Consider the following 11,786-nt stretch of genomic DNA (forward strand, 5'->3'; position numbering starts at 1 on the left):
TTTTTGGTGAAGTGCGTATTGTTTACTACGAAGGTCTTCGTTGACATCTACGAATGATTTCGTATATACCTGTCTTCATCGCAGGAGGGTCATGCTTAAGAGGCGACGTTTACCTAAGCCAACGGAGGGGGAACTCGAGTTGCTTCGAGTTCTGTGGGACAGGGGTTCGGCTACTGTTCGTGAGTTGTATGACGAGGTTAATGTGACGCGGCCGCTGGGGTACACCTCGGTGTTGAAGCTATTGCAGATCATGGCTGAGAAGGGATTGGTGACGCGGACGCAGGATGGGCGTGCTCACATCTATGAGGCTGCGCGTACGCAGCAGGAGACTACGGATCAGTTGTTGAAGGATTTAAGTCAGAGGTTGTTTGCGGGTTCGGCTGCTCAGCTTGCGATGCATGCATTGGCGATGGAGCCGGCGAGTGCTGAGGAGTTGAAGGAGATTCGTGCCTTGATTGCGAGACGGGAGAAGAGCAAATGAATATTGCATTCGAAGTGCTGGGATGGACTTTGATTCATTCGTTGTGGCAGGTGACGGCGATTGCGCTCTTGTATGGTTTTCTCAACCTGTTTATTGCGAGGACTCATAGCGGAGCACGTTATGGGCTTGCGTTGATCGCGTTGCTATCGATACTGGCGGTTGCGATGGGAACGCTTTGGTACGAGTATGCGCGATATAGTCGAGAGCATTTGTTTCCGGGTGTTGCGGCGATGGGGAATACACTTCCCTTCTCTGTTGCGGGTGGAAATTTACTGCATGTGAATGCGGGCCCGGGCTACTTCAATCTCGCTGCATGGTTGCCGTGGCTGGATGGTGTGTGGGTTGCCGGTGTGCTTTGCCTCTCGCTGCGGACTGCGGGGGGATGGTGGTGGCTGGAGAGAATGCGGCGTAATGCGCGGCTGGAAGTACCGTCGGGATTGAGAGTGGCGTTCGATGATATGCGCAGGCGAATGGGGATTACGCGCGTGGTTGATTTACGCATCTCTGTGCAGGTTGCGGGAACGTTGACTCTCGGCATTGTGCGGTCGGTGGTTGTGGTGCCTGCATCAGCGTTGTTGTCGATGAGTGAAGAGCAGATGGAGGCAGTGCTGGCGCATGAGTTGGCGCATATTCGCCGCGCGGATTATTTGTGGAACCTGATTCAAACGATGATAGAGACGCTGTTCTTCTTTCATCCCGCGGTGAGGTGGATTGGAGGCAGGATGCGGCAGGAGCGCGAGCTTTGCTGCGATGATATTGCGGTTGCTTACTGCGGCAATGCTACGGTCTATGCGCAGGCGCTGTTGCGATTGGAGGAGCAACGTTCGCATGTCTCCGCGCTGGCTATGGGCGTGAATGGGAATCAATCACGACCGGCGTTGTTGCATAGGATTGCGCGTGTGCTGGGTGAGCCTATTGCTGCAGAGCGTGGGCAGGGTGCTCGACTGATTGGTGCGGCTGCTGTTTGTGTTTGCGTGGTGTTGTTCTTGTTGCCGATGTCGCGAAGGTTGGGAGATGTTGCGGCGCCGGCTGTCCATGCGGCTGCGTTGTCTATGGAGTTACCGCAAGCTAAGCAAAGCACAGATGCACCGCTTGTTACGCAAAGTACGAACAGTTTGATGGGCAGGGCTTATCGGCAATGGGTTGAGGAGGATGTGCGATGGATCATTACTCCGGAGGAGAAGAAGTCGTTCGATAGCCTGGGAAGCGATGCGGAGCGGGATAAGTTTATCGAGCGGTTTTGGCAGCAGCGCAATCCGACAGGGGATGCTACGAAGAATGCTTATCGCGAGGAGCATTACCGGCGGATCGCTTATGCGAATATGCATTTTCGGTTTGCCGATGAGGCTGGATGGAGGAGTGATCGTGGGCGAATCTACATCGTGTATGGACGGCCGCACAGCGTCGATTCGCATCCGAGTGGCGGGGTGTTTGTGGATGGGGTGAAGAGCAAGAATCCGTTTGAGGTTTGGAACTATTCGCATATTGATGGGATGGGCGAGGATGTTCCGTTTCTCTTTGTGGATGATTGTGATTGTGGGAGGTATGGGTTGGTTCGTCGCTAGAACAGTTGAAAAGCAAGCAAGTGCTAACAGCAGATTCTCTTTGGGAATGACATACAGAACGGCAAGTGCAAAGGGCTTGGGCTGATGGCAATTTGCTGTGGGATGGGACGAAAGGATTCTGCGGAAATTACTAAGGGCTGCTCCTGGGAGCAGCCCTTGGTTGTTGGTCCAGGATTTTGGGATTACTGGTTTGGGCTGGGGTTGGAGACGCCGGTTTCGCCTGTGGAGGCTGGGCGTGGTGTTGGCTGGGCTGGCTGGGTTTGGGATTCGCCGCCGCTGGGAGCGCTCTGCTGAATGCCGATGGCGTTGCCGGAGACTACGAGTTGGACGCGGCGATTTTGTGCGCGGCCTGCGTTGGTGGTGTTGTCGGCGATGGGGCTGTTTTTGCCGAAGCCGGTGGCGGTGATGTTGGCTTGCTGCACGCTCTGCGAAACGAGGTAGCTGCTGACTGCATCGGCGCGTTGTTGAGAGAGCTTCTGGTTGTATTCGTCGGAGCCGATGTTATCGGTGTAGCCCTCGACCTGGAGTTTGAGGCCAGGATAGGCGAGCAGGATGCCGGAGACTTTGGCGAGCTTTTCGCGGGCCTCTGGCTTGAGGGTGAACTTGTTGAAGTCGAAGAGAACATCGGACATGTTGACGATGAGGCCGCGGGCTGTTTCGCGGGTTTGCAGTACCTGGTTGAGTTGATCCTTGAGGCGTTCGCGCATCTGTTCGGATTGCTGGGTGGCTTGCTGGGCGCTGGCTTCTGCGGCCTTCTGCGCGTCGCGGGCGGCTTGTGCGCGGGCCTCAGCCTGGGCTGCGGCTGCTTCGGCCTGGGCGCGCTGGGCTGCTTCCTGCTGCTGCGCTAACTGCGCTTTCTGCGCGTCAGCTTGCGACTGGGCTGCGGCTGCTTCTGCATCCTGCTTGGCCTTGAGCTGGGCGGCATCATCCTCAGCCTTGATCTTGCGGATGGTGATGATGCGGGCGTCTTCAGAGGACTGCACGGCTTCGCGGGCGAAGGTGATGGTCTGCTTGCGATTGCTCTTCTTGAGGTTGAGATCTTCGGCGTTCTTCAGAGCGGTTTTGGCGGTGGCCAGGGTGTCGGCTGCGTACTTGCCTGCTCCGGCGGCCTCGGCGATCTGGACTGCGTTCTGGGCCTCGTAGAGTTCGAGGGGCGAGCGTTCGTCGCGGGTGATGGGATGAAGGACGGCGTGGCGGCCTGCCGTTTCAGAATAAGCGCCGCGAGGCAGAAGGGAGTAGTGGGCGTTGACCTGTTCGATGACTCCCTCAGTCTTGTCGTTGATCACGAAGTTTTGCATGACGACGACATCGCTGGGCATGGTGACGGCGAAGTATGGTTCGGCGGTGATGATGAGGCCGAAGGTCTGGAGGTTGGTGGTGACGGTGATCTCGTTTTTATCTTTGGAGCCGGTGGGAAGGACTTCGCCGAGGTTTGTGGGGCGGCCTTCCGGGGTGATGGCCCAGAGAACATAGGTGAGATATTCAGGACCGTAGCCGTTGGCTGGAGTGAGGCCCTGGAATTGAGCGTCGATGGAGGTGCGGCCTGCACGGGCCTCAACTTTGGCTGTGCCTTTGGACATGGGCAGAAGGCTGGTTCCCTGGAAACCTATCTTGGTGGCGCCGTTGCGATGGAAGTAATTGATAGCCGGAATGTCACGGCCAACTACCTGGATCTTATAGACGGGAACGCCCTCGCGCATCTCAGCCTGCGGCTGTTGCGACTGGTCTTGTGACGGCCGCGGAGTTGCGGTTGGATTGGATTCTTGTGCGCCCAAAATTGCGCAGCCAGCTAGCAGTGCCAGGACAACAACGTTTGTTCGATTTTGCTTACTCATGCGGTCATGCTCCTTTGGTTTTATGTGCGCAGATTGTGCTCGCGGATTTGCATGCACACATCGGCTCACAACTCAGCCAACCTATTTCGATGCCCTGCGTGGGGTGGTAGTTGTCCTAGTGGGATAATTGGGCGGAGTTACATAAGTTTGTTTTGTAGTTTGCTTAGAGACTTATGTGCGGAATTGATCATCTTCTTTTAAAGGGGGTTGTGGGATGGTGGTATTGCTGCGTGTGAGGCAGGTTTTCTTTGGGGATTATAGGTAGAAGGGATAACAGCAGATTTCCTGCGGGAATGACAGACAGAAGGGCAAGTGCGACTACAACTGCAACAGCAAAAGCTAACAGCAGATTCCCTTCGGGAATGACAGACAGAAAGGCAAGGGCAAGGGCAAGTGCAACTGCGACTACGACTGCAAGTGCAAGGGCAGAAGCTCACAGCAGATTTCTTGCGGAATGACAGGTTAGAAAAGCAGAAGCGATTGTGGGTTGGTTGTTGTTTCATTTGGTTGGTTGGGTTGGATGGTTTTGGTGCTTTGGTGCTGGATGGTGCATCGAAGTCTGGTAGCTGGTTGATCACGGATATTCAGAGGAGTTTTTATGACGGAGCATGTTGCGGTGAATGATAAGGCGTTGCGGGAACAACTGGTGAAGTTGCTGATGAGTGAAGAGGCTCATGCGAGTTATGAGAAGGCGGTGGCGGGAATGCCGTTTGAGCTGGCGGGGATGAAGCCGGATGGTGCTCCGCACTCGGCTTGGGAAGAGCTGGAACATCTGCGGATTACGCTGTGGGACATTCTGGAATTCAGCCGTGATGCAAAGCATGTTTCGCCGGCGTGGCCGGAGGGATATTGGCCCAAGTCTTCCGCTCCGAAAGCTGCTGACGACTGGCATGAGAGTGTGAAGAAATATCGCGCGGATATGAAGGCGATGGTTACGCTGGTGCGGGATGAGAAGACGGATTTGTTTGCGAAGATTCCGCATGGAGATGGGCAGACGGTGCTGCGGGAGGCGCTGCTGGCGGCGGATCATACGGCTTATCATGTGGGGCAGTTGGTGTTGTTGCGGAAGATGCTTGGGGTTTGGGGGTAGGGACGGGCTGAGTAAAGGCAAGGGCTGACAGCAGATTCCCTTCGGGAATGACAGACAGAACTGCAAAGGCAACAGCAACGGCACGGGGAACAGTAATTGCAAGGGCAAAAGCACGGGTTAGGTGCTTTGGTAAAAATACATCGTATTGCGATATACTTTGCTTATGGCGAAGTTGGTTCGGTTTACGGATAAGCAGAGGATGCAGACGCTGGCGGAGTTTCGTTATGCTTTGCGACAGTTTTTGCATTTTAGTGAGGAGCGTGCTGCTGAAGCGGGGTTGCATCCGCAGCAGCATCAATTGCTGTTGCATATTGCCGGTGCTCCGGATGGGGTGGAGACTACGGTTTCTTATGCTGCGGAGAGATTGGGGTTGCGGCATCACAGCGTGGTTGAACTTAGCAAGCGATGCGAGGAAGCGGGGTTGATTGCTCGCAGGCATGATGCTACCGACAAGCGCTTTGTGTTGTTGCAGGTTACACCGCAGGGTCGGCGTGTGTTGCGGGCGCTCTCGGACGATCATGAGCGGGAGTTAAGTGAGTTGGTGCCGCGATTGATTGGGTCTTTGAATCTGATCCGTAAATCGGGGATGCATCGTGTGCAGGCGGATAGTGATCCGGGGGATAGAGGGGATTTGAAATGAAGTCAGAACCATCTGCGTTACGGGATTTTACCGTCGATCGAAGAGTGTGGCTGTTGTCTGGAGTGGCGATCGGCATTGGTGCGTGTTCGACGGTACTGGCTGTGTTGTTGTTGCGCTGCATTGCACTGTCTACGAACTTGTTTTATTACCACCGATTCAGTGTTGCTGCTGTGTCTCCGGCGGGAAGTGCGCTGGGGCATTGGATGGTTGTGGTGCCGGTGGTTGGAGGCTTGCTGGTTGGGCTGATGGCTCGGTTTGGTTCGGACAAGATTCGAGGGCATGGGATTCCGGAGGCGATTGAGGCGATTCTTCTTCATCGTGCGAAGGTGGATCCGAAGATCGCTGTGCTGAAGCCTATTTCCGCAGCGATTGCGATTGGATCGGGCGGACCTTTTGGCGCGGAGGGTCCGATTATTATGACGGGTGGTGCTGCTGGATCGCTCATTGGACAGTGGATGCATGTTACGGATGCGGAACGGACTACGCTGCTGGTGGCGGGTGCTGCTGCGGGCATGTCGGCTGTGTTTGCTACGCCGGTGGCGGCGATACTGCTTGCGGTTGAGTTGCTGTTGTTTGAATGGCGTCCGCGGAGTTTGATTCCTGTTGCGGTGGCGAGTGCGACTGCGGGGCTTTTACGTGTGTATTGGCTGGGCGAGGGACCGCTGTTTCAGATGCCGGCAATCGGCGGTGCGCATCGCATTGCGTTTGCGATGGGCGCGTTGCTGCTGGGTGCATTTGTAGGCCTGGTGTCGGCGGGAATGAGCAGGATGATGTATGCGTTTGAGGATCTATTTGAGCATCTTCATGTGCATTGGATGTGGTGGCCTGCGATTGGCGGAATTGGGATTGGCGTGGGTGGATTGTTCTTTCCGCGTGGATTAGGTGTGGGCTACGACAACATTGCAGAGTTGCTGAGCGGCCATGCAACGATGGGTTTGATTATCGGCATCCTGGTTGCGAAGTCGCTGATGTGGGCATTTTCACTGGGGTCGGGAACGTCAGGAGGTGTACTGGCTCCGCTGCTGATGATTGGCGGGGCGGTGGGTGCGATGGCGGGTCATGTAGCACATGCTTCGGTGGAGGCGCAGGCGTTCTGGGCGCTGATTGGTATGGGCGCGATGCTGGCGGGTGCGCTTGGTGTTCCGCTGACGGCGATTTTGTTCAGCCTGGAGGTGACGCATTGTCTGCCTGCTTTACTGCCGTTGACGATTGCTTGTATGGCGTCTTACCTGGTGACGGCACTGCTGATGAAGCGATCTATTCTGACGGAAAAGTTGGGTCGCAGGGGATATCATCTGACGCGCGAATATGGTGTCGACCCGCTGGAGATGGTGATTGTGCGCGACCTGATGTCGGTGGTTCGCGATGGTGAGGCGGGTGTAGTTCTACCGGAGTTTTATGCGTATGCGGATGAAACTGCGCGCGGGGCAGCGGAGACGATGGCGACGGAAGGGCTGGCTACGATGTCGGTGGTGGATCGTGACAGCGGGCGGGTTTGCGGGAGTATTTCGCTGCATGATTTGTTGCGTGGGCGGACGCGGTCGGTGGAGCGGGAGAGGGAGCGGTTGCGGTTGTTTGGTTATGTTCGGCCGGGGGTGTGATGGGGTGGTGTTTTTTGGGAGAATGATAGATAGAAGGACGAGGGCAGAAGCAGATTCCCTTCGGGAATGACAGCCAGAAATGCAACTGCAAGGGCAAGAACAAGTGCAACTGCAACGGCAAGGGCAAGAACAAGGGCAACTGCAAGGGATGGGGGCTTTTGTTGTGATTGCGACGTTGTTGGGTTCGTGGTCATCTAACGGTGCATGAGTGATTCTTTGCGGGTTTCGGTTTTGGATTTGGTGGGTTTGCGGGGTGAGGAGACTGCGGCTGGCGGTGCGGGTATCGCGAAAGCTGTGGAGCGCTCCGTGGATTTGGCGCGGCATGTAGAGGAGTGGGGCTACGAGCGGTTCTGGATGGCGGAGCATCATGCTATTTCGGGGCTGGCTTGCTCGGCTACTTCGGTGCTGATTGGGCATGTGGCGCAGGCAACCAGGACGATTCGCGTGGGCAGCGGCGGGGTGATGTTGCCGAACCATGCTCCGCTGGTGGTGGCGGAGCAGTTTGGGACACTTGAGGCGTTGTATCCGGGGCGAATTGACCTGGGGTTGGGGCGGGCTCCGGGTGGCGATTACAACACGATGCGGGCATTACGGCGCGATCTGGCACAGAGCGGGGATGATTTTCCTGCGCTGCTGGCGGAGCTGCGTGCGTATCTGGGTCCGGTTCGGCCGGGGCAGGCGGTCAGGGCGATTCCCGGGCAAGGAAGCAATGTTCCGATTACGCTGCTGGGGTCGAGTGGGTTCAGTGCGCAGTTGGCGGCGCGTGAGGGGCTGGCGTTTGCGTTCGCTTCACATTTTGCGCCGGAGTATCTGTATGTGGCGGCGAAGATGTATCTCGATAACTTCAAGCCGGGTGTGTTGGAGGAGCCGTATCTGATGGTGGCGGCGCCGGTGATTGCGGCGGAGACGGATGTTGAGGCGCGGCGATTGTTTACGAGTCCGCAGCAGAGGTTTTTGCGGTTGATTCGAAATCAGCCGGTGGAATTGCTGCCTCCGCTGGAGTCGCCCGAAGCTATGAATGCGATATGGAACGCGATGGAGCGTGAGGCTGTCGAAGCCAGGCTGGGCGCGGCTATTGTGGGTTCGAATGCGACGGTCAAGGCGGGGCTGGAGAAGTTGCTGGCGAAGACAGGTGCGCATGAGGTGATTGTTGTGACGGACACGTATGAGCATGCGGACCGGCTTGAATCCTATCGGAGGGTGGCTGAGGTGGCGCGCGGGATTGCTGTTTAGCGAGTTAGCCAGCTTGGCTGCGGCGAGTTAGCAGGTTAGCGGATGGATTTGTTACTCCGCTTTAGACACAAGAGCTTTTGTTGAGGACGGGAATGGCGCCGTCCTCTATACTTCGTGGCGTGCGAGGTATGGAGATGCGGCGTATCGGATTTCTGCTGGGGTTGATGCTTCTGGTGTGCGGGGTGGTTGGTCCTGCGCGTGCGAATGGCCGTCTTAGTGATATGAGCGAGGATTCTACTGTGGCATTAGCAGGTGCGGGTAAGGATGGAGCCGCTGCAGCGATGGTGGTGGCGGCAGATGGTGCGAGTGGTCCGAGCTGGTGGCGGCATGCGGTGATCTACGAGATTTATCCGCGGAGCTTTCAGGACTCGAATGGGGACGGCATCGGGGACATTAACGGAATTACTTCGCGGCTGGACTATCTGAAGGATCTCGGGGTGGATGCTATCTGGATTACTCCGATGTATCCTTCGCCGGGAGTGGATTACGGATACGACATTGCGAACTACACGGCGATCGATCCTGAGTATGGGACGATGGCTGATTTTGATCACATGGTTGCGGAGGCCAGAGCACGCGGGATTCGCGTGATTATGGACTACGTGATGAACCATACTTCGGACCAGATTGACTGGTTCAAGGAGTCGCGGGCTTCGAAGGATAATCCGAAGCGCGACTGGTATATATGGCGGGATGGGAAGATTGGTTCCGATGGAAAGATGGGGCCGCCGAATAACTGGCAGTCGTGGTTTGGGCACTCGGCATGGACGTTCGATGAGACGACGAAGCAGTATTACTATCACTACTTTTATCAGCAGCAACCGGATTTGAACTGGCGCAACCCTGAAGTGCGCAAGGCGATGTATGGGGTGGTCGAATTCTGGATGAAGCATGGGGTTGCGGGCTTTCGAATCGATGCGGCTTCGAGATTGTTTGAAGATCCGGAGATGCGGGATGATCCGTATCTGCCGGGGTTTAACGCATACGGCGATCGCAACATCGAGCATAAGTACACGGACAATTTGCCGGAGGTGCATGATGTGTTGCGCGAGTTGCGGCAGGTGGTGGATAAGTTTTCCGGTGACCCGGTGCTGATTACGGAAGCGGATGAGCCGAACATTGGCGAGCTGACGAAGATGTACGGCATCGATGGTAAGAACGATGAAGTGCAGTTGCCGATGGACTTTCAGATTGCGGATGTGAATGAGTTATCGGCGGTGAAGTTTCGCAAGTTGTTCAATGAGGTTGAATCGAATGCGGCGAAGGGACAGCCGGAGTATTTCTTCAGCAATCATGATCAGCGGCGGCAGTGGGATCGTTATGGAGATGGCGTTCACAATGACCAGATTGCGAAGCTGATGGCGGCGCTGCTGCTGACTTCGCGGGGTACTCCGCAGATGTATTACGGCGAAGAGATTGGGATGCGGACGACGGATCCGGCGCGGATTGAGGATGTGCATGATCCGATTGGAAAGCTGGGCTGGCCGAAGGAAAAGGGACGCGATGGGGAGCGTACTCCGATGCAGTGGACGGCGGGGGCTCATGCTGGATTTACGACGGGGGTGAGTTCGTGGCTGCCGGTTCCGCCGAGTGCTGCGACTTATAACGTGGAGACTGAGGCGGCGAACGACGATTCCATTTACAACACGTACAAGAGGCTGCTGACGCTGAGGAAGAGTGAGTCTGCGTTACGTGAGGGCTCCTATGAGGCGGTGAATGAGAATGACGAGCATGTCTTTGCTTATCTGCGCAGGAGTGGAGATGAGACGGTGCTGGTGGCGCTGAATATGAGTGCGGGGCGGCGGACGCTATCGGTGAAAGCTGCTGCGACGTTGGGGAGTAAGGCTGGAGAGGTTATTTATCGTTCGCCGCTTGGGCCGGGCGGGCTGGCGACGGAGACGGTTTCTTTGGGGAAGATTGTGTTGGAGCCGTTTGGGTTTGTGGTGGTTCGGGTTAAGTGATGTTTGGTTTTTTGTTGGGAGCGTGGGTAGCGGATTCCATTTGGAATGATGGATGGAACTGCCGGGCTAACAGCAGATTCCCTTCGGGAATGACAGACAGAAAAGCAACGGCAAGGGCAAGGGCAACTGCTAACAGCAGATTCCCTTCGGGAATGACAGACAGAAAAGCAAGGGCAAGGGCAAATGCAACTGCAAAGGCAAGGACAACTGCAAAAGCAAGGGCTACGTTTTTAACTTCTATGCTGTGTGCTGGCTTGCTACCTGAAGTTCCGGGGTTTTCTTTGCTATGGGTTGCTTTCTGCGGATCGCTCGGCTAGTGTGGGGTCGTTCATCAGGGAGATTGCCCAGTTGAGAAAGTTCATGCGGGTGCGGGCCAGGACGGTGGCCCATTGGAGCTCTTCCTGCGTGGCTTCGGAGACTAGTTTGCTGCCGAGGACGAAGTCTTCATGCTGCTTGCCGCTTAAGGCTGTGGTGTAATCCGTGGCCCATTGCGTGTCTTCGCCTTCGTCGACTTGCCGATAGCCTCGTGTGATTTCTTCCGCTATGCAGCGGATGAGAAACTGACGGGCGGCCTGACTGCCGATCTCAATTTGCGCCTGCGATATAAGTCCCTCGCCTTCGATCACTTTGGCTGGATTGCGGACGATTTCATTGGCCAGCTTTACTTCCATATGCAATTGCTGGCCGACGACGGGCAGGTAGTAGTCGATGCGCAGGATCCAGCGCAAGAGGCGCAGGGGCTCCAATGAAACATAGGTTTGATTGATCAGCGGCCATTGCCAGTGGCCGTCGGTCATCATCATGGCCTGGCGATCGTTGGAGGACATCTTGTCCCAGAGGCCGTGGGTCTTGAGCAGATCGAGATGGATGCGGCGAGAGACTACTTCGACGCCTTCGGGGAGAATCTTTTCTTTCAGGAAGGCTTCGCTGCCGGCGCGGTCGGTTACTACGGCGTAGATAAGGGCCTGTTCGGTGAAGTAACGGCGAAGTTTTTGGCGGTCTTCTTCTGTGAGCTTACGATGGATTGGAGGAGTGGGGGCTTTGATGCTGAGGGAGACGGAATCTTCTTTGCGGACGGCGCGACTACGCCACCAGCCAAACAAAAGTATAAGCGGTACTAAGAAGATGAAGCCGGTTCCCATGGCTGCTGCGAGCCATGCAATGCATAGGAATGGGATGAGCAGGTGGAGCAGGAACAGGAGGAAATGTTTGCGGGCGCGGCGATCTTTGTGCGCGCGCTTGAGGCTGCGCCATGCTTCATGCCAGGTGGCTTTGCGCAGGAGCATAAGCCAGTAAGATTTGCGAAAAAGCAGGGCTAACAGAGGGTACATGGATGTGGTTATGGTAATGGATGGGGGGGCAGGAGATTCCCTTCGGGAA

9 protein-coding genes are annotated in these 11,786 nt (G+C 56.1%); 7 read left to right on the plus strand and 2 right to left on the minus strand.

Features of this window, described 5'->3' with window-relative positions; all coding sequences use genetic code 11:
- Positions 1 to 91: 91 nt before the first annotated feature.
- Together OHL19_RS01815 and OHL19_RS01820 are read left to right on the plus strand one after the other, a co-directional pair.
- Positions 92 to 481 (plus strand): BlaI/MecI/CopY family transcriptional regulator, encoded by a 390-nt coding sequence (locus OHL19_RS01815; RefSeq protein ID WP_263355872.1) that lies wholly within the window; start codon positions 92 to 94, stop codon positions 479 to 481.
- Positions 478 to 2,046, plus strand: coding sequence for a GWxTD domain-containing protein (locus tag OHL19_RS01820; protein ID WP_263355873.1), 1,569 nt, complete (start codon positions 478 to 480; stop codon positions 2,044 to 2,046). Before OHL19_RS01815 ends, OHL19_RS01820 begins: the two co-directional genes overlap by 4 nt.
- Before the next feature lie 182 nt (positions 2,047 to 2,228).
- On the opposite strand, the gene OHL19_RS01825 is transcribed toward OHL19_RS01820, so the two are convergent.
- Entirely contained in the window at positions 2,229 to 3,881 is a 1,653-nt protein-coding gene (locus OHL19_RS01825) for an OmpA family protein (protein WP_263355874.1), read from the minus strand.
- Positions 3,882 to 4,479: 598 nt separating this feature from the next.
- On the opposite strand from OHL19_RS01825, the gene OHL19_RS01830 reads away from it, so the two are divergent.
- From OHL19_RS01830 to OHL19_RS01850, 5 genes are all read left to right on the plus strand, one after another.
- Positions 4,480 to 4,971: a DinB family protein gene (locus OHL19_RS01830; RefSeq protein WP_263355875.1), complete on the plus strand. Its 492-nt coding sequence runs from the start codon at positions 4,480 to 4,482 to the stop codon at positions 4,969 to 4,971.
- 163 nt (positions 4,972 to 5,134) lie between these two features.
- A complete protein-coding gene (locus tag OHL19_RS01835; protein WP_263355876.1) occupies positions 5,135 to 5,611 on the plus strand; it encodes a MarR family winged helix-turn-helix transcriptional regulator in 477 nt (158 codons plus the stop codon).
- Positions 5,608 to 7,212, plus strand: coding sequence for a chloride channel protein (locus OHL19_RS01840; protein ID WP_263355877.1), 1,605 nt, complete (start codon positions 5,608 to 5,610; stop codon positions 7,210 to 7,212). The genes OHL19_RS01835 and OHL19_RS01840 overlap by 4 nt, the downstream gene beginning before the upstream one ends.
- 204 nt (positions 7,213 to 7,416) lie before the next feature.
- Positions 7,417 to 8,445: an LLM class flavin-dependent oxidoreductase gene (locus tag OHL19_RS01845; protein ID WP_263355878.1), complete on the plus strand. Its 1,029-nt coding sequence runs from the start codon at positions 7,417 to 7,419 to the stop codon at positions 8,443 to 8,445.
- 92 nt (positions 8,446 to 8,537) lie between these two features.
- Positions 8,538 to 10,406 carry a glycoside hydrolase family 13 protein gene (locus OHL19_RS01850; protein ID WP_263355879.1) on the plus strand — a complete coding sequence of 623 codons (1,869 nt, stop codon included), beginning with the start codon at positions 8,538 to 8,540 and terminating at the stop codon, positions 10,404 to 10,406.
- Between the two features lie 284 nt (positions 10,407 to 10,690).
- Here OHL19_RS01850 and OHL19_RS01855 read toward each other — a convergent pair whose 3' ends face one another.
- Positions 10,691 to 11,692: an intracellular growth attenuator family protein gene (locus OHL19_RS01855; RefSeq protein ID WP_263355880.1), complete on the minus strand. Its 1,002-nt coding sequence runs from the start codon at positions 11,690 to 11,692 to the stop codon at positions 10,691 to 10,693.
- Positions 11,693 to 11,786: the final 94 nt, after the last annotated feature.

The organism is Acidicapsa ligni (assembly GCF_025685655.1).
Classification (GTDB): domain Bacteria; phylum Acidobacteriota; class Terriglobia; order Terriglobales; family Acidobacteriaceae; genus Acidicapsa; species Acidicapsa ligni.